The sequence below is a fragment of the Geothermobacter ehrlichii genome (assembly GCF_008124615.1).
Lineage (GTDB): Bacteria > Desulfobacterota > Desulfuromonadia > Desulfuromonadales > Geothermobacteraceae > Geothermobacter > Geothermobacter ehrlichii.
This window is the reverse complement of the sequence record NZ_VNIB01000006.1, coordinates 1-23,149: the sequence shown is the minus strand read 5'-3', so window position 1 is coordinate 23,149 and position 23,149 is coordinate 1. Positions and strand designations below refer to the sequence as shown.

At 48.1% G+C, this 23,149-nt stretch carries 18 protein-coding genes and 4 pseudogenes; 18 read left to right on the top strand and 4 right to left on the bottom strand.

Annotated features, from left to right (window positions below; translation table 11 throughout):
- Nucleotides 1–20: 20 nt before the first annotated feature.
- From EDC39_RS15570 to EDC39_RS07670, 5 genes and pseudogenes are all read left to right on the top strand, one after another.
- Nucleotides 21–511, top strand: a pseudogene (locus tag EDC39_RS15570) (transposase); the annotation flags it as partial.
- Nucleotides 512–1,038: 527 nt separating this feature from the next.
- Nucleotides 1,039–2,187 (top strand): acyl-CoA dehydrogenase family protein, encoded by a 1,149-nt coding sequence (locus tag EDC39_RS07685; protein WP_148895804.1) that lies wholly within the window; start codon nucleotides 1,039–1,041, stop codon nucleotides 2,185–2,187.
- A 67-nt stretch (nucleotides 2,188–2,254) separates the two neighbouring features.
- The gene (locus EDC39_RS07680) at nucleotides 2,255–3,718 is read left to right on the top strand and encodes an OB-fold domain-containing protein (protein ID WP_148895803.1); all 1,464 of its coding nucleotides are present in this window, start codon (nucleotides 2,255–2,257) and stop codon (nucleotides 3,716–3,718) included.
- 24 nt (nucleotides 3,719–3,742) lie between these two features.
- Entirely contained in the window at nucleotides 3,743–4,945 is a 1,203-nt protein-coding gene (locus EDC39_RS07675; RefSeq protein WP_148895802.1) for an acetyl-CoA acetyltransferase, read from the top strand.
- A 283-nt stretch (nucleotides 4,946–5,228) separates the two neighbouring features.
- Nucleotides 5,229–6,116, top strand: coding sequence for an SDR family NAD(P)-dependent oxidoreductase (locus EDC39_RS07670; protein ID WP_148895801.1), 888 nt, complete (start codon nucleotides 5,229–5,231; stop codon nucleotides 6,114–6,116).
- Nucleotides 6,117–6,336: 220 nt separating this feature from the next.
- On the opposite strand, the gene EDC39_RS07665 is transcribed toward EDC39_RS07670, so the two are convergent.
- The gene (locus EDC39_RS07665; protein WP_148895800.1) at nucleotides 6,337–6,984 is read right to left on the bottom strand and encodes a hypothetical protein; all 648 of its coding nucleotides are present in this window, start codon (nucleotides 6,982–6,984) and stop codon (nucleotides 6,337–6,339) included.
- Nucleotides 6,985–7,338: 354 nt separating this feature from the next.
- Here EDC39_RS07665 and EDC39_RS07660 point away from each other — a divergent pair, with 354 nt between their 5' ends.
- The 9 genes and pseudogenes from EDC39_RS07660 (at nucleotide 7,339) to EDC39_RS07620 (ending at nucleotide 16,823) form a co-directional block, all read left to right on the top strand.
- Nucleotides 7,339–8,895: an acetyl-CoA hydrolase/transferase C-terminal domain-containing protein gene (locus EDC39_RS07660; protein WP_148895799.1), complete on the top strand. Its 1,557-nt coding sequence runs from the start codon at nucleotides 7,339–7,341 to the stop codon at nucleotides 8,893–8,895.
- A gap of 53 nt (nucleotides 8,896–8,948) precedes the next feature.
- Complete coding sequence (locus EDC39_RS07655; RefSeq protein WP_148895798.1) at nucleotides 8,949–9,821, top strand: MaoC/PaaZ C-terminal domain-containing protein; 873 nt, start codon at nucleotides 8,949–8,951, stop codon at nucleotides 9,819–9,821.
- A gap of 67 nt (nucleotides 9,822–9,888) precedes the next feature.
- A complete protein-coding gene (locus tag EDC39_RS07650; RefSeq protein WP_148895797.1) occupies nucleotides 9,889–11,013 on the top strand; it encodes a CaiB/BaiF CoA transferase family protein in 1,125 nt (374 codons plus the stop codon).
- Nucleotides 11,014–11,054: 41 nt separating this feature from the next.
- Nucleotides 11,055–12,137 (top strand): annotated as a pseudogene (locus tag EDC39_RS15825) (acyl-CoA dehydrogenase family protein).
- A gap of 51 nt (nucleotides 12,138–12,188) precedes the next feature.
- Nucleotides 12,189–14,167, top strand: a pseudogene (locus EDC39_RS15820) (heterodisulfide reductase-related iron-sulfur binding cluster).
- 116 nt (nucleotides 14,168–14,283) lie between these two features.
- A complete protein-coding gene (locus tag EDC39_RS07635; RefSeq protein ID WP_148895796.1) occupies nucleotides 14,284–15,060 on the top strand; it encodes an electron transfer flavoprotein subunit beta/FixA family protein in 777 nt (258 codons plus the stop codon).
- Nucleotides 15,061–15,070: 10 nt separating this feature from the next.
- On the top strand, nucleotides 15,071–15,991 hold the full coding sequence (locus tag EDC39_RS07630; protein WP_148895795.1) for an electron transfer flavoprotein subunit alpha/FixB family protein: 921 nt from the start codon (nucleotides 15,071–15,073) through the stop codon (nucleotides 15,989–15,991).
- Between the two features lie 77 nt (nucleotides 15,992–16,068).
- Nucleotides 16,069–16,374, top strand: a complete 306-nt coding sequence (locus EDC39_RS07625) for a transposase (RefSeq protein WP_148895794.1) — start codon at nucleotides 16,069–16,071, stop codon at nucleotides 16,372–16,374.
- A complete protein-coding gene (locus EDC39_RS07620) occupies nucleotides 16,371–16,823 on the top strand; it encodes an IS3 family transposase (protein WP_148895793.1) in 453 nt (150 codons plus the stop codon). The genes EDC39_RS07625 and EDC39_RS07620 overlap by 4 nt, the downstream gene beginning before the upstream one ends.
- Here EDC39_RS07620 and EDC39_RS07615 read toward each other — a convergent pair.
- Nucleotides 16,799–18,027, bottom strand: a protein-coding gene (locus EDC39_RS07615; protein WP_148895792.1) for an IS3 family transposase whose coding sequence is annotated in 2 segments (ribosomal slippage) — nucleotides 16,799–17,757 and nucleotides 17,757–18,027 — 1,230 coding nt in all. Because the reading frame shifts where the segments join, the coding sequence is not laid out codon by codon here. The two genes, EDC39_RS07620 and EDC39_RS07615, sit on opposite strands and share 25 nt — an antisense overlap.
- Nucleotides 18,028–18,129: 102 nt before the next feature.
- On the opposite strand from EDC39_RS07615, the gene EDC39_RS07610 reads away from it, so the two are divergent.
- The 4 genes and pseudogenes from EDC39_RS07610 to EDC39_RS07595 all read left to right on the top strand — a co-directional run bounded on the left by EDC39_RS07610 (nucleotide 18,130) and on the right by EDC39_RS07595 (nucleotide 22,230).
- Complete coding sequence (locus EDC39_RS07610) at nucleotides 18,130–19,338, top strand: bifunctional 3,4-dihydroxy-2-butanone-4-phosphate synthase/GTP cyclohydrolase II (RefSeq protein ID WP_148895791.1); 1,209 nt, start codon at nucleotides 18,130–18,132, stop codon at nucleotides 19,336–19,338.
- A gap of 149 nt (nucleotides 19,339–19,487) precedes the next feature.
- Nucleotides 19,488–20,307, top strand: a pseudogene (locus EDC39_RS07605) (IS5/IS1182 family transposase); the annotation flags it as partial.
- Between the two features lie 95 nt (nucleotides 20,308–20,402).
- Nucleotides 20,403–21,548: an acyl-CoA dehydrogenase family protein gene (locus EDC39_RS07600; protein ID WP_148895789.1), complete on the top strand. Its 1,146-nt coding sequence runs from the start codon at nucleotides 20,403–20,405 to the stop codon at nucleotides 21,546–21,548.
- Between the two features lie 70 nt (nucleotides 21,549–21,618).
- Nucleotides 21,619–22,230, top strand: a complete 612-nt coding sequence (locus EDC39_RS07595) for a nitroreductase family protein (RefSeq protein ID WP_148895788.1) — start codon at nucleotides 21,619–21,621, stop codon at nucleotides 22,228–22,230.
- 49 nt (nucleotides 22,231–22,279) lie between these two features.
- Here EDC39_RS07595 and EDC39_RS07590 read toward each other — a convergent pair whose 3' ends face one another.
- Together EDC39_RS07590 and EDC39_RS07585 are read right to left on the bottom strand one after the other, a co-directional pair.
- The gene (locus EDC39_RS07590) at nucleotides 22,280–22,483 is read right to left on the bottom strand and encodes a hypothetical protein (RefSeq protein WP_187426703.1); all 204 of its coding nucleotides are present in this window, start codon (nucleotides 22,481–22,483) and stop codon (nucleotides 22,280–22,282) included.
- A gap of 462 nt (nucleotides 22,484–22,945) precedes the next feature.
- Nucleotides 22,946–23,149, bottom strand: a 204-nt coding sequence (locus EDC39_RS07585) for an IS3 family transposase (protein WP_148895786.1), incomplete at its 5' end; no start/stop codon positions are given.

Sequence of the window (23,149 nt, the reverse complement as noted above, 5' to 3'; positions counted from 1 at the left end):
AGGATGGGGGTCTTGGTCACGCTGACATCAGCTACATTCCGATGCGACGCGGCTTTCTGGTGGCGATCATGGGTAGTGGCCAGCCGCAAGGTTCTGTCCTGGCGGTTGTCCAACACCATGGATGCTGATTTTTGCGTTGCCGCCTTGGAAGAGGTCCTGCAACGCTACGGGCATCCCGAGATCTTCAATACGGGTCAGGTTTGCCAGTTCCCCAGCCATGAGTTCACCTCAACGCATCAAGGATGCCGGCATCAAGATCTCCATGGATGGCAAAGGGCGCTGGAAGGGCAATGTGATGATCGAGAGGCTCTGGCGGTCCCTCAAGTAAGAATGCATCTATTTGCAAGTATTCGAAACTGGGAGCGGGGCCCGGCAAGGAATCAGGCGGTGGATTGATCGCTACAACACTCGGCGGCCTCATTTCAGCCTGGACGATAAAATACCAGATGAGGCATATTGGCAAAAATCCCGGGCCGGCTACGCCGGCTCGACTATCCAGTTGGCGGCATAAACCAAGAATGCTGTCCACCTTATTTCTGCCGCCAACCTGTCCGAACAACCGGGACCACCTCTGAGGCGAAATAAATTTTGCTTGACAAACAAATCTAATGGTGCGAAAATGTAAACATTAGATATTCTCCGAAGGGTTTCATCCAGAAGACCATCTGGAACTGATCCCTAGGAGTTCATTCTAAACGAATTAAAATAAACATCGGCGGTCCCGAAATTTATTTGCGAATAGGGGTTGTCGGTGTTTTTTTTGTACGAAACGAACGAGCTTCCCACCTTTTCGGCCAATTTCGCTTATTTCGGTTTTGTAAGCGTCTGCGTCTGCCCTTGCTGCAGTCCCCTTTCTCCGTCTACAATTTCAACAACATGCTTCAGTTGGTTTGGAGCAATTAATCGCAGTGTGTTCTTGATGATTGAATGCACTGTTTGCCCATGCGTGCTTTCATATGCAATTTAAATTATTGAAAATGTTTGATTTGTTGACCGACGACATTGTCGTTTAGCAATAACAAAAGGAAGGTTGAACACATGAAAAGCAATGAGCCTACCTGGATGGATGATGAACTGAGAATTCTTCGAGATTCAGTGCGACAGTTTTATTTGGAAGAATTTGTGCCCCACTATGAACGTTGGTGCGAACAAGGTGTAGTAGATAGAGAAGCTTGGATCAAAGCTGGTGAGATGGGGATTCTGTTGCCTAGTATTCCAGAAGAATATGGTGGTGCCGGAGGTACGTTTGCTCATGACGTGGTGATCCAGGAAGAGTTGTACCGGCTTGGTATCACTGGTTTTAATGTCAATGTTCATGGTTGTATTCTGGCTCATTATATTCTTTCGTATGGAACAGACGAACAGAAAAATAAATGGTTACCGAAAATGGCTACCGGGGAGATGATTGGTGCCATTGCCATGACGGAGCCTGGCGCCGGATCCGATCTCGGAAATATAACGACGAGTGCACGTCGTGAAGGGGACCATTATATCATCAATGGTTCAAAAACCTTCATTACAAACGGGGTCACTGCGGATCTTGTTTGTGTTGTGGTTAAAACCGCTCCAGAGCTGAAACATAAGGGGATCTCCCTCGTTATGGTTGAAACTGATGGATTGGAAGGTTTTACACGTGGAAAACCATTGAAAAAAATAGGTCAAAAAGCATCGGATACAACGGAGCTGTTTTTTGACAACGTTCGAGTCCCGGTATCCAATTTGCTCGGAACCGAAGAAGGTAAAGGTTTTGCTCAACTCATGGGTCAATTGCCTCGTGAGCGCATGTATATAGCACTGCGGGCCATTGCCTTTATAGAGAGGGCAATCGACCTCACAGTGCAATATGTCAAAGACCGTAAGGCCTTTGGAAAACCTCTCATTGAATTCCAAAATACTCGTTTCAAGTTGGCAGAATGTAAAACAGAAGCAAAGATTGCTCGAGTATTTTTCGATCACTGTGTAGAAGAGGTGCTCGCCGGGAATCTTGATTCTACCACGGCCGCAATGGCTAAGTGGTGGTTTACCCAGAAGCAATGTGAAATCGTGGATGAGTGTTTCCAGTTTTTTGGTGGCTACGGTTATATGTTGGAATATCCAATTGCGCATTTGTATGCAGATTCTCGAGTTCAAAAGATTTATGGCGGGGCTAATGAAATCATGAAGGAGCTGATTGCTCGGTCTCTGTAGTAAAAATGAGAATTAACAATAATGCATTAAAAATTAGAGAGTCGGCTAGGTTGAAAGGAGCCTGAATATGGTGTCTGGTCACGTTGAAAAAATAGGGATTACTGCGTATGGAGGGTATTTGCCCCGGTTGCGCTTGCAGAGAAAATCAATAGCAGATGCAAACGCTTGGTTTGATGCTAGCCTGAATGGATTGGCCAAGGGCGAAAAAGCAATGTGTAACTGGGATGAGGATGCGATCACGATGGCGGTCGAGGCCTGTGCCGATTGCATGGGTGAGGATAACAATGACAATCTGATCTCACTAGTGATGGCCTCAACTAGTATGCCTTTTCTTGACCGTCAGAACTCTGTGGTCGTAGCTGAAGCTTTGAATTTGAAAATAGAAAATCTCCGCACTATGGATGTCACATCGTCACAACGTGCGGCCACTTCAGCGCTCTTGTCTGCATTAGATGTTGCTGCTATGGCCAAAGGCGAGGTCATGCTTGTTGCTTCTGAGCATCGTCGCGCTCTTTCTGCTTCTCGCGAAGAAATGCTCTACGGTGATGGTGCTGCAGCTCTTAAAGTAGGGACACACCATATATTGGCAGAACTTGTTGCTACGCACAGCCAAGCGGTTGATTTTATCGATCACTATCGAAATGAGGTGAGTGAGTTTGATTATGTGTGGGAAGAACGATGGATCAGAGACGAAGGTTACATGAAGATTATTCCAGGTGCTGTTGATGCAATATTGAAAAAAACGGAGATAAGTCCTGCCGATATTAATCATTTCATTGTGCCAAATGATCAGGCGGGTAAAGTGGCCAAACTTATCGGCGTTGAGAATTGCGCAGTTGTGGAAACTATGTCACATTCAGTGGGTATTTCTGGAGCTGCGCATCCAATATTGATGTTTGCAAAATGCTTAGAAAATGCAAAGCCTGGGGAATTGATAATGGTGGTTGGTTTTGGTCAAGGATGTGATGTGCTTTTATTTAGGGCCACCGACCTCATCCAGACCAAGCGTCCCAAATGTGGGGTCTCGGGCTTTCTTAATTTAGGCTCACCAGAGGTAAATTATAATAAATATATATCGTTTAATGGTTTATTGAAAAAGGATTATGGGAAGCGTAGCGAAATAGACAAGCAGGCATATCTTCCTGCGTTGTACCGTAACAGGAACTTGGTTAACGAATTTAAGGGGGGTAGATGTAAGGTTTGTAACACTATCCAAATACCTAAACGCAGGTACTGTATCAATCCCGACTGTGACGCTTTAGACTCTCAGGAGAATTACCCTTTGAGCGGAGTAACAGGTCGTGTTGTATCTTGGACAGCTGACAGACTAACCTTTGACTACAGTCCACCAGCTTATTTTGGAATGGTAGAATTTGAGCCTGGCGGACGAATGATGATGGATTTCACCGATGTCAATCCTGACGAGTTCGATACAGGAATAAATGTATCATTATGCTATCGCATAAAACAAATCGATGATCAGCGCGGTTTTAGAAAATATTTCTGGAAGGCTCGTCCAAATTTAAAGTAAAAATGGAAAGTCGGAGGTGTTATAATGGCCAGCGGAATTAAAGATAAAGTTGTAATCCTTGGTGCCGGTTGCAGTAAATTTGGAGAACGATGGGATTGTAATGCTGAAGACTTGATGATTGAGGCTTTTGATGAATGTCTTCAGGACGCAGGAATTGAAAAAAAACAAATTGATGCTGCATGGCAGGGAACCGGAATCGATGCATTTAACGTGGGACCAGGATCTTTGTCTACAAGTCTTGCTTTGCATTTGCCATATATTCCCATCACGAAGGTTGAAAATTTTTGTGCAAGCGCTACTGAGGCGTTTCGTGGTGCTGTATATGCTGTAGCGTCAGGTGCTTGTGACATTGCCTTGGCTCTTGGCGTTGAGAAATTAAAAGATATCGGATACGGCGGGCTCCCCCAGAGAACGCGTGGAGTTTTCAATGACATGTATTACCCGAACATTTCGGCTCCAGGATTGTTTGGGCAGTTAGCGACGGCATATTCGGCAGTTCACGGGATTGACATGCGTGATCTGAAACGTGCGATGGCGCATGTATCAGTTAAAAGTCATGCAAATGCAACGAAAAACCCTAAAGCACATATACAAAAGGCCATTACTGAAGAACAAGTGTTGAATGCACCCATGATTGCGGACCCGATAGGCTTATACGACTGCTGTGGTGTGAGTGACGGTGCCGCCTGTGCAATAGTCACAACCCCTGAGATCGCTCGCAGTTTAGGAAAGAAGGACTTGGTCGGTGTCAAAGCACTGCAGCTATCCACGTCCAATGGTGAGGAAGCTGGATACAATAACTGGGACGGTTCTTTTCTTAAACCTACGCGTGTTGCTGCCGCTAAAGCCTACGAGGAAGCTGGCATCAAAGACCCTCGTAATGAACTTAGTATGACCGAGGTTCACGACTGTTTTTCTATCACTGAACTTGTAACTATGGAAGACTTGTTTTTGTCAGAAAGCGGGTGTGCTGCAAAAGATGTCCTAGATGGTGTCTATGACTCAGAAGGCAAGATTCCTTGCCAGATAGATGGCGGTTTGAAGTGTTTTGGCCATCCTATTGGTGCATCAGGGTTGCGTATGCTTTATGAGATGTATTTGCAACTTTTAGGGCGGGCCGGCAAGAGGCAATTAAAAGATCCCAAGCTCGGATTGGTTCACAACCTTGGCGGTTATCCGCATATGAATGTAGCGAGTGTTGCAATTATTGGGCATTTTGGCGTGTGAAGCAATAATGATAATTAATGCTCGCAGGAATGGATTTTAACATTAATTGAATCTTGTTTAAATGCCATATATCTATATGTTTCATCTTTAAGGCCATTCACATGGTTGAAATTTATCTATGATGGCGTTTGAGGAGCATAAACCGCAAAAACTAACAGCAGAATATAGTAAAGCGTAACATTAGTGTTCAGTTTTTTAGATAAGTAGAAGAAACGTTAAAAATCTGTTCAAGTATGTAACATGTAGGCGAATGTAAACAACTAAACTAGAAAGGATAGACAATATGAAAAAACATATGGAAGGTAAATCTGTTGTTGTAACTGGTGCTGGGCGTAGTATAGGTCGCGCTATTGCTCTCGAAATTGCAAAAATGGGCGGTAGTGTTGTTGTTAATGATATCAATAAAGAGAACGCGGAATCGGTAGTAACTGAACTAAAAGAACTTGGTGTTGGAGCCGTAGTCAATACGGACAGTATTTCAAGTTGGGATGGTGCTAATAATATGATTAAGCAGGCAGTCGATGCTTTTGGACGTATCGATGCCGTAGTGAACAATGCCGGTATTCTTCGTGATGTGATTTTCCATAAAATGACAAAAGATGACTTCGATGAAGTAGTTGATGTTCATTTGAGGGGATATTTTTATGTTAGCCGTGCCGCTGCTACATACTTTCGTAATCAAAGCAGTGGCGCATATGTTCATATGACTTCGACATCAGGTTTAATAGGTAATTTCGGACAAGCCAATTATTCAGCAGCAAAGCTTGGTATCGCAGGGCTGTCTAAATCAATAGCTCTCGATATGAAACGCTACAATGTTCGTTCAAATTGCATAGCTCCCTTTGCATGGAGCCCTTTGGTTGCCACTATTCCGACAGAGTCCCCCGATCAAGCGTTGCGTGTTGAAAGAATGAAACGCATGACACCAGATAAGGTTGGAGTTGTCGCGGCAGCTCTTTGTTGTGATAAGGCAGCACATATCACTGGCCAAATCTTTGCGGTTCGAATGAATGAAATATTCTTGATGGGACAGTCTCGACCGGTACGCTCAGTCCATAATGGAGAGGGATGGACGGTTGATAGTATTTTTGAAACGGCAATGCCGGCACTTGAAAAAAATATGTACCAACTGGATCGTTCGCAAGATATTTTTAGTTGGGATCCTATTTAATATAAGAAACCGAAGTTAGTAAGTGCTCTCTAGTGTATTCAGAATGTTGCCATTAGATGTGCTGTATGTTGTGGAGGTCAATGTTCAGACTGACGTACATCTGATAGTGGATGTATATTTGTCCGCACTAGTGTCCGGAATAGTTTGTGAATAAATAAATTCAACTTGTTATGTGTTTTGTCAAGTTCGGTTTCGTAGCTCGAATTTGCAAGTAGTTGATTTAACGGGTTATCACGAACGAGGAGGCTCTCAGAACCTGTAGAATTGTGTAGAGACTGGCCCCGATCTTGAGCCGCTTTTTCATGATGGCGACCAGCAGGTACACGATCACTGCGATCCAGATTTGGGTCTTCACGGCGTTCTCGCTGGTACCATAGAACGCTTTATCCGCAGGTTCTGCTTGATCCATTTGAAGGGCAGTTCGATCTGTCAGCGGCTGCGGTAGAGTTGGGCAACTGTTGCTGTCGGCAGCGTAAAGTTGTTGGTCAGCAAAACAATGGCCTTGCCGCTCTCTGAGTCGCGCACCTTTACGCGTCGCAGCTTTTCCAGGGAATACCGCGCCGAGTAGTGGCCGGTCAGTTTGATCGTCTGGTCGTAGATCAACACCAGCATCCCGGTTCACAGGGCCAGAGTAGAGCCGCCGACAGGCCAGATTGCTCTTGGCCCGAATGATGAAGAAGGTGCAAGCCTTGGTCAGACGGTACAGACGGAAGAAGTCGAGATAGCCGCGAGCCATTACATAGATGACGCCCGCTTCCGGCAACAGATCGATGGTCGTCGCATCCAGAGCATAAACGGTCTGGTGGAGTTCGACGCCGAAGTCCTCGTCCAGGTGGATTTTGCCTGCTAACGGTTCCGGTATGAGCATGCCATCCGAGAGTATATATGGCGGCAGAAGACAGGGGTTTGGTGGCGGGATCAGTTCAAGTTGGTGGAGCCGCTGCTTTTAGGTGACCGTTGTGTTTAACGACAGCTTTGAGCGGTTCACAAAATCAATCCCCAGGATTTACCTGGGCTACATGACTCATGACAATTGCAATGTGTTAGTTTAATCAGGAAATATAAAAGATGTTAAGATCTTTTGTTCTTAAAATGTATCAGAAGAGTCACCATTTCTTAGAAGAAAATTAACAATAAAAATAATAAAAAATTTATATATTATCAATAACATGGAATGTATTGGAGCAATTTTAGCATTCAGTAGTATCGTGGGAGCCTTATAATGTCAGAATTTACAAGTAGGATTAAGAACAAGAGTCTCTTATCAAAGGTTATGCGGGCAGAAGATACATTGCAGTTCTTTAAAAATGGTATGAACATAGGGTTTTCTGGTTTTGCTGGAAATGAACCTAAGGTTATACCTAGATTTTTGGCCGATTATGTTGAAGAGAACAATCTTCAGGGAAAACTTCGTTTCGGGGTTTTCACTGGAGCTTCCCATGGCGGAAACATGGATAATGTTTTTGCGTCATTGGATATGGTGACGGTTCGTTATCCGTATCAATCAGGTGCAAGTGTTCGCAAATCAATAAATCGCGGCAGAATCCGTATGATAGATAAGCACTTATCTCATTATGCGCAAGATCTTACTTACCATAGCGCCCCTCCTGAAAGAGGTGGCAAGGTTGATATTGCCATTGTTGAGGTTGTAGGCATTAACGAGGATGGCAGTCTTGTTCTTGGTGGTGCCGTTGGGGTGACCCCGGAGCTAGTACGTTTTGTAGATAAAATTATAATTGAAGTAAATACTGTTATGCCTTGCCACGAAGGTATGCATGATATAATTACTCCTCAAAAGCTTCCAAATAGACAGCCTCTACTTATTACAAATCCCGGAGATCGAATTGGTGTAACATATGTCGAATGCGATACTGAAAAGATTGTTGCTGTTGTCGAATCACAAATTCCAGAGCCTGGAAGGAATGTAGATTTAGAAGTAATAGACGACATACCAGAGATTATTTCTGAATACATACTTGATTTTTTTTATTATGAAGTAAAGAATGGACGATTGCCTAAAAATCTTTTACCAATTCAATCAGGTACGGGTAAAATAGGGAATTGTGTTGTCAGGGAGCTTGGTAAGGGACCGTTTAAAAATTTGAGCATGTGGACAGAAGTTATACAAGACAGCGCTCTTGACTTAATTGATTCCGGAAAATTGGATGTTGTATCCGGGGCTGGTTTTGGACTTTCCGCTGATGCTCGAAAACGCTTTTATGAAAATCTGTCACTATATGCGACTAAATCTGTTCTTAGGCCTGCTCAGATAAGTAATAATCCCGAATTGATTCGTCGTCTTGGAGTTATTGCAATGAATACTCCGGTTGAATGCGACATTTACGGTCACGTTAACTCAAGTCTTGTTCTAGGGTCGCGTATGCTAAATGGAATTGGAGGGTCTGGCGATTTTACTAGGAATTCACATCTTTCTATCATGCATGTACCATCGGTTAGACCATCTAAAGCCGATAAAATAGGAATTAGTAGTATTGTGCCGAAAGTTTCTCATGTTGACCATACTGAACATGATGTTGATGTTATTGTAACTGAGTACGGATTAGCTGACCTGCGTGGGCTTTGTCCGAATGATCGAGCCAAAATTATCATAGATAAATGTGCTCATCCTGATTACAAACCTATTTTGCGAGATTATTATGATCGAGCCACCAAGGAGTGTATCAATAATGAGTCTGCTCACGAACCACACATTCTTCGTGAATGTTATAAAATGTATTTGAATCTTGTGGAAAATGGAAGCATGAGAAAAGGTTGTTAAAATTGAATAGTTGATGTGGCTAATTGGTTGTTTTGTTTAAAAGGAGAAATAATATGCGAAATGAAAAAATTATTAATTTCGATAAGCTAATGAATTGGCCTATCCCTGAAGTAAGGCAAAAATATACTAAGAGAGATACCATGCTCTACGCATTAGGAGTTGGCTTTGGTATCGATCCTACTGACGAACACCAATTACGGTTTGTATATGAAAAAGAGCTTCTGACACTACCGACATATCCTGTTGTATTAGGATATCCTGGTTTATGGCTAAAGGATCCCGGCACTGGCGTCGATTGGCTACGCATCCTTCATGGTGAGCAGGGCTTGCGCATTCATAAACTTCCTCCTCCTGAAGGTGAAGTCATCGGTAAGTCTCGGGTTACAGGTATTGTTGACAAGGGGGCAGGGAAAGGGGCTCTGCTTTATACGGAGCAAGAAATTTATGATGCAAGCAATGGTGAATTGCTGTGTACGCTCACCAAAACGACCTTCTGCAGAGCAAATGGAGGTTTTGGTGGGCCGTCAGGTCCTGTACGGCCTGTGCACACTTTGCCTGATCGCGAACCTGACTTGGTCCAAGATCTCAATACGTTGCCATGTTCAGCCCTGATTTATCGACTGAGCGGAGATTATCATGCTCTTCATGTTGATCCATCAGTTGCACGTGCTGCTGGATTTGAGAAGCCAATTTTGCATGGACTTTGCACATTTGGCGTAGCTGGACATGCAATACTTAAATCTGTATGCGATTACGATCCAACTCGGCTCGTTTCTCTTGACGTACGGTTTTCCGCACCGGTTTACCCAGGAGAAACGATCCGTACTGAAATGTGGCTGGATGGAAATATTGTTTCCTTCCGGGCACGGACAAGTGAGCGAGATGTTGTGGTTCTTAACAACGGACGCGCCGAAATACGTGCGTAATCATATTACTAACGAAACAAACCTCTCTGGATCTGACGTGAAAATCTTAAATTAATGGAGTCTTTCAATGGGGCCGCTTAGAGGGATAAAAGTTATCGAGTTTGCAGGAATTGGCCCTGGGCCGTTTTGTGCGATGATGCTGGCCGATATGGGGGCAGAAGTTATACGCATAGACCGGAAAGGGGAGAAAAGATTTGGGAGGCTGGATTTAACTTCCCGTGGGCGTCGTTCAGTAGCTTTAAATCTTAAGCACCCTGAGGGCGTTAGAGCTGCTTTGAAGTTGATCGAGAAGGCTGACGCATTAATCGAAGGCTTTCGCCCTGGTGTCATGGAGCGATTGGGACTTGGCCCTGACCAATGTTTAGAATGTAATCCGAAACTGGTCTATGGGCGTATGACTGGCTGGGGTCAATATGGTCCTTTATCTCATGCGGCCGGTCATGACATAAATTATATAGCATTAACTGGAGCTCTTTATTCCATTGGTCGTCCAGATAGTCCGCCGGTTCCACCCTTGAACCTGGTGGGTGATTTTGGCGGTGGGGCCATGATGCTCGCCTTTGGTCTTGTATGCGGGCTTCTGGAAGCCAAGGCTTCTGGCGAGGGGCAGGTGGTTGATGCTGCCATGACGGATGGAGTTTCAACCCTTATGGCAATGATATATGCGTATAAGGCTAAAGGAATTTGGAGCAATCAGAGGGGAGCCAACCGTTTTGATGGGGGGGCTCACTTTTATGATTGCTACGAATGTGCCGATGGAAGATATGTGAGCATAGCTGCTCTCGAGCCGCAGTTTTATGATTTGTTCCTTAAGACCTGTGGGATTGACGATCCTGCCTTCCAGGCACAACTGGATGTTGAGATGTGGCCTGAGTTGAAGCAGAAACTGACGCAACTGTTTAAAACCAAAACGCGAGAAGAGTGGTGCTCTCTCATGGAGGGAACAGATATTTGTTTTGCCCCGGTTCTGGATATGGATGAAGCACCAGCACATCCACATAATAAGGCACGTAATACGTTTATCGAGATTGATGGGGTTGTTCAGCCTGCGCCAGCACCGCGATTCAGTCGAACGCATCCAGAAATCCAAGGGCCTCCGCCTTTGCCGGGTGAGCACAACGAGGAGGTTCTCTCCGAATGGGGATTTTCAAGGGCCGAGATCGACAACCTGCAGGATATTGGTGTGATGTAGGGTTCTAGATAAGGGAAGAGTCATTATGCCTGCAAGGGTAGATTTTACAGATTACATGGGGCTTCAGGGATCCGGTAAGGGAGACTGCCCGCGCTTTTGTGAATGAAGATGTCCTCCCGAATGTCCTCCCGATAATTGACGAACATGCCCAGAATGAGACCTTTCCGGTTCAATGTTGCATACGGCTTGCTGATGTATGAACTGGAGCGAGGCGATTCAGGGCTACGCAGCTTTGCCTCAGTTATGGGTTCATTGGTTATGTACCCGATCTACGCTTATGGGAGTGATGCACAGAAAGATTACTGGTTGCCCAAACTGACCCGCGGTAATGTAGTTGGGTGTTTTGGTCTGACAGAGCTTGACCTTTGGGTTGAATCCTTCAGGTATGCGTACCCATTCGGTCCGTGAAGCTGGGGAAAATGGCGGATCAATGGTTCGAAGATGGGGATCACCAACGGCAGTATTGCTGACGTGGCGGTGGTATGGGCCAAGACCGACGAAGGTATTCGTGGCTTCCTGGTAGAAAAGGGTACTACCGGGTTTTCTGCACCCCAGAAGTATGGAAAGTGGAGTTTACGTGCATCGGTAACGTCAGAATTAGTTTTTGACAATGTTATTGTTGATGGGGAGAAAAGTCTGTTGCCGAATGCCAAAGGCATTAAAGGACCACTTGGCTGTCTGACACAAGCCCGCTACGGCATCGCCTGGGGAGTCCTCGGTGCTGCTGATGATTGTTATCAGACCGCTCTTGAATATTCCCTAAGCCGATCCAGTTTGATCGACTAATCGCATCATTTCAGCTGCAACAAAAGAAACTGGCAGAGATGGTAACAGAGATAACGAAAGGGCAACTGTTAGCTCTGCGCCTTGGCTGTTTGAAAGATAAGGAAACTTATACACCTGCTCAGGACTCCATGGCGAAGATGAACAACGTCAATATAGCCGTACAAGTTGCTCGCACTGCCCGCACCATTTTATGGGCCAATGGCATCATGGGTGAGTATCCAATTATGAGACATATGGCCAACCTCGAGGCTGTTTACACGTACGAGGGAACCCACGATGTGCATACATTAATCATAGGTCAGAACGTTACCGGGATTCAGGCTTTTCGTTGCCAGTAATAAAGAAAGATGCTTTTTAACTTTTTACATTTTGAAGGGTAGAGGAAATCAGTGGAATCTACACGTGAAATATACTGGAACATAGGGGATGGAGCCGTTGTTCCCATGTACATCATCAGTATATTCGCATTCATACTCTGTGCGTGGGGATTCTGGAAGCGTATTGATGTTTATCGGCAGGGGAAACCCATTAACCGCCTGAATGATCTTCCCCGCCGCATTAAAATACTTCTCAAAACAGCGCTAGGCCAGAGTCGTGTTGTTAGTGTTCTTCCTGCTGGCATCTTCCACGCCTTCTTCTTCTTGGCGTTCGGAGTGCTTTTTATAGGCACCTTGTTAGTAATGCTACAGGCGGACTTAACCCAGCCACTTCTAGGGGTTGTATTTTTGAAAGGCTTTTTTTATAAGATCTTCTCCATTGTCCTGGATCTAGCTTGGCTAATAGCCATTATCATGTTGTTTTTTCTCATGATTAGACGGTTCGTCCTAAAACCTGAAGGGCTTGAAACCACACGTGACGACTATATAATTCATTCCCTTCTCATGCTCATACTATTCAGTGGATTCATCATCGAAGGGTTACGTATTGCCGCAACCGAACTTGATAACAATCGTCTTCTTGCTCACTATTCGCCGGTTGGCTTGTTATTTGCTGAAATTTTTGCATCACAACAAAAGGAAACCCTTGAAATTCTCCATAAGATTTTCTGGTGGGGCCACTTCTTTCTTGCAGCTGGCTTCATCGCCGCCATCCCACACACAAAACTGAGGCACATATTTACCACAAGCGCCAATAACTTTTTCACCGACCTTAGACCTAAAGGAATCATAGGATCTATCGATCTTGAAGACGAAAATATAGAGCAGTATGAAGTTGCAAAGATCACTGACTTGACCTGGAAAGATATCTTCGATACAGACCTTGCACTCAGTGCAAGCGCTGTCAGGATCGCTGTCCGGCCCATAATACCGACAAACCGCTATCACCGATGCAGTTGGTCAACCAGCTTGGCGAGGTAGCGTTTGGCAACCCCGAGGCCGGTTTGGTCGAGACCTGCAGCAAAGAGGCCATCTGGTCCTGTACAACCTGCCGCGCTTGTCAGGAAATCTGTCCGGCCAATATCGAGCATGTTGGCAAAATCGTCGAGATGCGCCGCAACCTGGTGTTGATGGAAGGTGAGTTTCCCGGCGAAGAGGTGATGACCGCCATGGAACAGACTGAAGTCAACGGCAACCCGCTGGGGATTGGCTATGCCAACCGCGGTGACTGGGCTGAAGACCTGGGCATCAAAACGTTGGCCGAAGGGTCCGAGGTCGACATCCTCTACTTCGTGGGCTGCTATGCCTCCTTCGACAAACGCAACATCAAGATCGCCACGGCTTTCATCAAGCTCTGCCAAGCCGCTGGGGTCAAGGTCGGCATCCTCGGCAAAGAGGAGAAGTGCTGCGGTGAGCCGATGCGCAAAATGGGCAACGAGTACCTTTACCAAACACTGGCGGCAGAGAATATTGAACTGTTCAAGAGCTATGGGGTCAAAGAGATCGTCACCACTTGTCCTCACTGTTTCAATACCCTGAACAAGGATTACCGTGATCTCAATTTCGATATTCCGGTGGTGAACTACACCGTTTACCTCGAAGGTCTGTTAAAAACAGGGCAACTCAAGCTCAAGACCAGAGATATCTGCTGCACTTATCATGACTCCTGCTACCTAGGTCGTCACAATGACATATATGAAGCCCCTCGAAAGCTGATTCAGGCCGCCGGCGGGAGGATTGTCGAGATGGAAAAGAGTTTTGCCGAGTCCTTCTGCTGCAGTGCCGGCGGCGGGCGAATCATGGCCGAAGAAAAACTCGGCAGCCGTATCAATATCAAGCGGGTCAATATGGCTGCTCAGGTTGGCCCTTCAATCCTGGTTTCCAACTGTCCCTTCTGTTTGACCATGTTTGAAGACGGGGTTAAAGGATCTGATCTGGAAGGGCAGCTAATACCTAAGGACATCGCCGAGATTTTGGTCGAGCGGTTGTAAAAAATAGTTTTTTTGCCACGGAGGCGTTTCTCCTATAAAAACGCTTTAATCTCTCTCAAATCCTCAGCGCCTCTGTGGAATTTTTAACTCAACTCCTAAACATGCGGAGGTTAAAGATGCAGATTCTTGTATGTATCAAACAGGTTCCGGATATGGAATCGAAGTTCAAGGTAAACGCCGATGGCACCTGGTACGAAGGGACCGATCTGGCCTGGCGGATGAACGAATATGACGAGTATGCCGTTGAACAGGCAGTACAACTCAAGGAGCAAGTTGGGGCTGCGGATGTGACGGTTCTCAGCATCGGGCCTGAGCGGGTCAAAGAAGCGCTCAAGAAGGCATTGGCCATGGGTGCGGATCGGGCCGTCCAACTGATTGACGATTTCGCCTACCAGAAGGACCCCTTTCAGATTGCCAGTGTCATTGCCGCCTTTGCTAGAGAAAAAAAATTTGATCTGATCTTCACCGGCATGCAGTCACAGGATCGTGGTTCGGGTCAGGTTGGAGTGTTGATTGCTGAAATGCTAAGCATTCCAAGCATTACAACGATTGTTGATTTTTCTTTCAGCGAAGGTCAAATTGTGGCCAAGCGTGAACTGGAAGGAGGCATCAAGTCGATTGTGAAAACGAAAGTCCCGGCGCTAGTCACCTGCCAACTTGGGCTCAATACACCGCGCTATCCGACCTTGCCGAACATCATGAAAGCGAAGCGGAAGGAACTGCTGTCGATTTCGATTTCTGAATTGCTCAAGGTAGAAGGCAAGCAGGAGACTGCAAAGATGTACTTCCCAGAGAAGAAGGGTGGCGGACTGGTTCTTGAGGGTGATGTTGGTGACCTGGCTGATCAGCTGATCAAGATCCTCGATGAGAAAATCGGCGTATTGGCCCGATAAGGAGAGAACGATGAAAGCATTACTGGTTGCTGAATATAGAGATGGAAAACTTTTAAATTCCACTTACGAACTGGTCGCTTTTGCCGAGCAGCTCGGCGCCGACTCCGTCATGTTCCTGGTCGGCAGTGAGAACATGCTGCCGCAATACGACGGAACCCTGTATTTGGCTGATAGCAGCAAGTACAGCGAATTCAATCCGGTGGTGCACAAGCAGATGTTGCTCGATGTCATCACCAAGGAACAGCCGGACATGGTGGTGTTTTCCCATAGTTCGTATGGTTGGGACCTGGCCCCGCGGATATCCCTGGCGCTGAATGCAGCCCATGTTTCAGAAGTGGTCGACATCATTAATGGTGTACCGGTGGTCCCGGTCTGCAATGGCAAGTTGAGACGTGAAGTCAAGGTGAAAACAACTCAGATGGTCGTCACTCTCCAAAGTGGAGTTTTCAGTTTGGATGTCGAACCGAGCGGCAGCCCGACCGTTGTGCCAATCGACACAGAGGTTGCGGTGCAGCTGGTGTTCTGTGGTTATGAGGAAGCCGAAACCGGTGGTGTCGATCTGTCCAAGGCAGAGGTGATCGTCAGTGCCGGTCGTGGTATAGGCAAGCCTGAAAATATTGAGATGATTGCGCAACTGGCCAAAGCTCTCGGTGGGGAGTTCGGGGCCAGTCGCCCGGTGGTCGATGCCGAATGGGCGGAGCACAACCGCCAAGTCGGTACTACCGGGCAGACCGTGTCGCCGAAGCTGTATGTGGCCTGCGGCATCTCCGGTGCCATCCAGCATCTGGCCGGCATGAAAAAGTCGGAATTTGTAGTTGCCATTAATACCGACAAGGATGCGCCGATCGGTGAAATAGCCGATGTATTTGTGATAGCTGACCTCAAGCAGTTTGTTCCTGTTCTGACTGAGAAGCTTGTAAACATTTCATAAGATAACCCACTACTGTGAGGTAGGCTGGAAAAAGTGGACACCAACCTGATAGCCTTTGAGGCTCAAGGAGGTGTCCAGTGGAACGAATCCCGAGGCAGTTTTACACACAAGAATTCAAGGAGGAGGCCGTCAGCCTGGTAGAGAATGGTGGGCTGACTGTGGCTGAGGTCAGTCGGCGGCTGAGCGTGTCGCAACAGACGCTTCGCAACTGGATCAAGAAATATCGCCAGGAAGGACAGGTATCTTCCGGCCGACCTGTGACCGAACTGGAGGCCGAGGTTTCGCGGCTGCGCAAAGAACTGGCCGAGGCTCGGCTTGAGAAGGAAATCCTAAAAAAGGCTATGGCGTACCTTGCAAAGGCGCCGCGGGGAGGTACGCGATGATCGATGCGCTACGGCGCGACCAAGGGTTTTCAGTTCCCCTTATGTGTCGCGTCCTGGAGGTATCGAAAAGCGGCTACTACGCCTGGAAGAATCGCAAGCCCTCGGCTCGCAAGCTGGAGGAGGAGCGGATCAAGGTTGCCATCAAGGCGGCCCATGATCGCGGGCGCGGCACTTACGGTCCGGAAAAGATCCGGGAAGAACTGCGCGAAGTCGAACAGATGGAGGTCGGTCTGAGCCGGATCAAACGCCTGCGCCGCCAGATGAACATTCGCTGCAAGCAGGTGAAGAAATACAAGGTAACGACCGACTCGAACCACACGCTGCCCGTGGCCCCGAATCTACTGAATCAGGAGTTTGATGTTTCAGGGCCGAACAAGGCATGGGTGGCTGACATCACCTACATTCCGACAGACGAAGGCTGGCTTTATCTGGCCGGGATCAAAGACTGAGGTCGGTCGTCAATAGCGGACACCAAACCTTCACGCAGTTTTTGCTCTTTGAAATATTTCTGCTCGCATTCTGCCGGTGAGAAATACCCCAGTCGCTTCTGGCGCCGCTGCCGGTTGTAGAAGAGTTCGATGTACTCTGCAATCTCCTGTACAGCCTCCTTGCGGGTGACGTAGCGGCGATGGTGTATCAACTCGTTTTTCAACACCCCCCAGAAACTTTCAATGGGAGCGTTGTCGTAACAGTTTCCTCTGCGGCTCATTGAAGCCCGCATGCCGGATTGTTCCAGCAAATCCCGGTATTCACGAGAACAATACTGGCTCCCACGATCCGAATGATGGATCAGCCCGGCTGTCGGGCGTTTAGCCGAAACAGCTCGGAAAAGAGACTGGGTAACCAGGTTTTTCGTCATTCTCTTGCCCATCGCGTAGCCTACGATCTCTCCAGTGTAGAGATCTTTATGGCCGGCAAGATAAAGCCAGCCCTCGGCGGTGGGAATGTATGTGATGTCTGTTACCCAGACCTGATTCGGGGCTTCGGCTGCAAAATCCTGCTTCAGCAGGTTGGCGGCAACCGGCAGATTGTGGTTGGAGTTCGTTGTCGTTTTGAACCTCTTCACCTGTTTACACCGGATGCCATGTTCCCTGCGGATACGTTTAATTCGATGCACTCCGATCTGGATGCCGTGCTCGGCAAGATCTCTTTGCAGGCGCTCTGGACCGTAGGTACCACGGGTTCTTTCATGAGCCGCTTTGATTTCGATCACAAGTCGGAGTTCCTCCTTCTGGCGGGGTGAGTCCGGACGCTTCAGCCAGGAGTAGTAACCACTTGGCGAAACGTCCAGAACACGGCAGAGTTGTGGGACACCGTACTCGGATCGAAGTTTTGTGATCATCGCGTACTTGGCAGCGACTCCTTGGCAAAGTACGCGGCGGCTTTTTTTAAGATGTCGCGCTCCTGCTTGACTTGGGCAAGTTCACGCTTGACCCGGGCGAGTTCCTGCTCGACTTCGGTCAAAGGGGGCTGTTGGCCTCCAATATTGCCAAGCTTTCCAGCCTTGAAGGCTCTCACCCAGTTTTCCAAGGTGGATTTTGGCAAACAAAGCTGCCGGGAAGCCTCGTAGGCGGACAGGCCGCCCTCAACAACCAATTTGACGGCTTTCTGACAAAACTCTTTCGTGTATCGGCTTTTCGTTTTCGTCGTCACGGTGCACCTCCATCTGGGTTCATAACCTTAGTAGTTAAGGCCTGAATACTGGCTTTGGAACGGTTGACTAAAAAAATTACAATTCGAAGAAGGAGAAGATACATGTTCCGTGCAAAGGTAGAAGACGTAATTGAGGATGTGCGCCGAGGAAAGATGGTGATTCTTGTCGATGACGAAGACAGGGAAAATGAAGGCGACCTATGTATGGCTGCGGAAATGGTAACGCCGGAGGCGGTTAATTTTATGGCAAAATTTGGACGTGGACTGATTTGCCTGACGCTGACGGCAGAACAGTGCGACCACCTTCAGCTCCCTCTAATGGTCAATGACAACACCTCGGTTTTCGGTACTGCGTTCACCGTATCCATTGAAGCACGTACAGGAGTCACCACGGGCATATCGGCTGCTGACCGCGCTCACACCATACTAACTGCCATTGCTGAAGAGAGCGGCCCTTATGACATCTCCAGACCCGGCCACGTGTTTCCTCTGCGGGCTCGTGAGGGCGGGGTCCTCGTTCGCACCGGTCAGACGGAAGGTTCCGTGGATCTGGCCCGGCTGGCCGGGCTGAAGCCAGCTGGAGTTATCTGTGAGATCATGAATGATGACGGCACGATGTCTCGCAGGCCGCAGTTGGAGAAGTTTGCTATCGAGCATGGCCTGAAAATATGTACGATTGCCGATCTTGTTGCTTACCGCCTAAAACACGAATCCCTGGTCCGCAGGGCTGCTGATGTATCTCTGCCTACTAGATACGGTGATTTCCGCGCCATCGCTTTTGAAAACGATGTCGATGGGAAGGATCATATGGCCCTTATCAAGGGAGAGATTTCTGGAGAAGAGCCGGTACTCGTAAGAGTCCATTCCGAGTGTCTTACCGGCGACGTGTTCGGCAGCTGCCGCTGCGATTGCGGAGTGCAGCTAATCTCTGCAATGGAGATGATCTCCGCCGAGGGTAGGGGGGTCGTCCTCTACATGCGTCAGGAGGGACGTGGCATTGGTCTGATAAATAAGCTGAAGGCGTACTCACTGCAGGATCAGGGGAAGGACACTGTTGAGGCGAACCTTGCACTTGGCTTCCAGGCCGATATGCGTGATTACGGAATTGGTGCGCAGATACTGGCCGATCTCGGTGTGAAGAAAATAAAACTTTTGACGAATAACCCCAAAAAATTGATCGGGCTTCAGGGGTATGGCATCGACGTTGTTGATCGTGTCCCTATCGAAGTGAGGTCTTTAGAACAAAATATTCGATATCTGCGTACAAAGCGGGACAAACTGGGGCACATGCTGATGCTAGCAGGCCGTTGAAAAACTAATCGGGAGTCGACCTTTTTCTCCCGAGAGACATTTTTTTGATCTTTGCCAATCTGTGTTTCGTTGGTTCCGGGTGATTTAAACCCGTTTCAGAACCGCATTATTGCACCAACAAGGTCGATATTGCCCCTTTTCCGCTATGGAGCTATGTGCGCCTGGGCAAAAAGACCATGATCATGAACGGCCGCTACAGTCATGCTCGCCAGATGAGGTGGGCCAAACGCGAACAGAAGAAACTGCGGAACTACCTGGGTCGGGTGTATCGTGATATTCGCCGGCGTTGTCCGCAACCCGATGAACAACTGGCAGAGCTGCTGCGCCGCGGCGAGCGGATTCTGACCCAACAGCGCGCGATAAAAACAAGCTGTACAGCATGCAGACCCCTGCAGTCGAATGCATCGCCAAGGGCAAGGCGCACAAGAAATATGAGTTTGGTTGCAAGGTCTCGGTGGTAACGACATGCAAAGATAACTGGATTGTCGGAGTCGAAGCCCTGCACAACAGCCCTTTTGATGGCCATACCCTCAAGGGGGCTCTGCAGCAGGCAGCGCGTCTGGTCGGCTGGATCCCGAAGAACGCCTATTGTGGCCGAGGCGACAAGGGCAACCCGAAGCATCTGAGTGAGACAGCCGTTCACTTGGCCAACCGGCGCAAGAGCAGTATGACGCGGAGTGAATGGTGCTGGTTCAAACGGCGAAGCGCCATTGAGCCAGTCATCGGCCACATAAAACAGGACAAGCGCATGGGTCGCAATTACCTCAAAGGGATCGATGGCGACAAAATGAACGCCATCCTGGCCGGGTGCGGCTTAACCTGCGAAAGCTCCTGCGGGTATTCTTTTGGCTTCTTTTTAAAGAGCTATGTTGGCTCAGATTATCTGAGTTGCCGGCCAGATTGGACACCATGGCCCCTGTGTGGCAACAATTTGATGAGCCGACAGTTGGCCTGGGTGGTAGATTTTAAAAATCCTGAGGCCAAAAATCGAATTTTTCAGGGACGACTATTTTGATGCCCGTCGAAAAAATCTGATCCGGTCACCACGGAAAAGGATAAACACAATGGTCAGAGATGAAGAAACCTTGAACGTAATGCTCGAAACAGTATCGCGATTTGTTAAAGAACAGTTGATTCCTATTGAAGAGGATGTTTCTAGAACTGACGCGATTCCTGATGAAATTGTTGATCAAATGCGTGAGCTAGGGCTATTTGGGCTTTCAATTCCCGAAGATTATGGGGGGCTGGGGCTGACCCTTGAGGAAGAGGTGAACGTGATTTTTGAGCTGTGCCATGCCTCTCCAGTATTTCGATCCATGATCGGAACCAATGTCGGGATTGGCTCCTTAGGGATAGTCATTGCAGGAACAGAAGAGCAAAAGCAGAAATATCTGCCAAAGCTGGCAAGTGGGGAGATTATAGCATCGTTTGCCCTGACCGAGCCGGACGCCGGCTCGGATGCCGCCTCACTCCGAACGACCGCACGTCGTGATGGCAACAGTTACGTTATCAATGGGGTCAAGAGGTTCATTACAAACGCTCCCGAGGCTGGACTATTTACCGTATTTGCCAGGACTAACGCAGAAGAGAAAGGAGCGCGCGGTGTTAGTGCCCTTTTAGTGGAAAGAGATACACCGGGGGTCTCCCTTGGCAAAAATGAAAAGAAAATGGGCCAGCAGGGTGGGCATGTCTGTGATGTGATTTTTGACGATTGTCGAGTACCGGCTTCCTGCTTGCTCGGAAAAGAAGGAACGGGTTTCAAGACCGCTATGAAGATACTTGACAAATCTAGGACGCATATTGCTTCGGTCTGCGTTGGTGCTGCGGAGCGGATTATTGAAGAATCGGTGCGTTATGCGGCAGAGCGAAAGCAGTTTGGAAAAGTAATTGGTGAATTCCAGCTGATACAGGCCATGCTTGCGGATAGCAAGGCCGAGGCATATGCGGCCCGTTGCATGGTTCTGGATGCGGCAAGAAAGTACGATGAGGGGAAGAAAATTACCACGGAATCTTCCTGTTGCAAGCTTTTCGCTTCTGAAATGGTTTGTAGGGTTGCAGACCGGGGTGTTCAGATACATGGCGGGTACGGATATACCCACGAATATGCTGTGGAGCGGTTTTATCGTGATATGCGTCTGTTCAGGGTTTTTGAAGGGACCAGTCAGATCCAGCAACTGATTATTGCCCGTAACATGCTCAAGGAATTGTGAGGATACAGAGAAACAATCCTTTACTAAATTAGTCGCGTGCTTTTAACCAAATTAAATTAAAGGAGGCCACATGGATATCGATGCCATCGTCAAAGGCCGCCGAAGCATCCGCAAATACCAACCGCAGGAAGTCTCCCGGCAGATACTGGAGGACATCCTTGCAACTGCTCTGTGGGCACCATCAGGTAGCAATCGGCAGGACTGGGAAGTGATTGCGGTTAGGGGTGAAAAGCGGGATCAGCTCGTGGCTATCGTGGAAGGAGCTAAACACCATATCCAACCTAACCTAGAAAAGCTTTTCCCAGAGAAAATCATTCAACTCTCCATGCAGTTTTTTAAAGATCTCGGTGGTGCCCCAGCGGTCCTGCTTGTTTACATTCCGTGCAAGGAGTCTCAGTGTGAAACGGCCCAAGATAAGCGTGGGCGGTTTCGCCCAGATGTCCAGCACTTTGATCGTCTCCTCTCGGCCGCAGCACTTATCCAGAACCTGCTTCTCACCGCCCACGCTCATGGGTTGGGAACTTGTTGGATGGTTGGTCCCAAGTACGTTGAGGAGAAGATCAACGACCTCTTCGGGATGACGGATAAGGAGTTGGTATCCATCATCCCCATTGGCTACCCTGACCAGACGCCCCCGGCTCCACCCCGGAAAGAGGGTGTCATCCGCTGGGAAGGCTTTTGAGGAATATTTTGTTTGCCATCGGTAGATTGTAGATCTGAAGTTTAGAGTTTCAGACGATCTTTGAAAAACAGCGGGAGTCGATATCGAGAGGGATCTTCCCCAGCGGCGTATCGGTCAGTAACATCAGATTCAAACGAAGCGATGCGCTGGCCTGTTTCAAGCCGGCAAGATCCGAATCTTTGTACGATGCCAGATGCCCAGGAAGCCGCCGCTCCGAAGGCAGTTTGGCATGATCGAAAATGTGCTTGACCAACTTCCGGTCCGCCCGCAAATCCTCAACGTCGTTCTGGTCGGCCCGTCCTAAAGCGAGGTTGCAGACCAAAGGGAGCAGGAACTGGTCTTCGGAAAAGCCGCTCTAGATCTTTTTGACCTTGATATGCTGACGGATGACCGAGCGCAGCTTGGTCTGGTCGGCCACCTCCATGAGCTGTCGCAGGCCGGCAACTGAGGTCATTGCCGTAGGGGCCGCCTCAAAGCGAGCGCCACGGAGCTGATAATCTTCGGAAACACGTTTCACCTCAGAGATCGGAATCCTGTCAATCAGATGGCGCTTGAGAAGGGCAACCTTCTCCCGAGCCGTATAGTTCGCCGCTTTTTCGCATGGTGAATTTCTCCGTTCTCGCAGTCTAACTCAAACGGCGGGGTTCTCCAATTCACGATGACCCTAAACAGGTTAACCCGCGTCTGACCTTCCCCCGGTTTAGTGGACACCGGATTAGGCTGCAAGTTTAAAATAGGCCGCTTCGTATTCAGCCGGGCTTTTGTAGCCCAGCGTTGAGTGTAGACGGCGCCAGTTATAGAACCTCTCGATGTACTCAAAAATACTCTGGCGAGCGTGGAAGCGGGTCGGATATCTCTGGTGAAATACCAGTTCCTGCTTCAGGCTGCCAAAGAAACTTTCAATTGGGGCGTTGTCCCA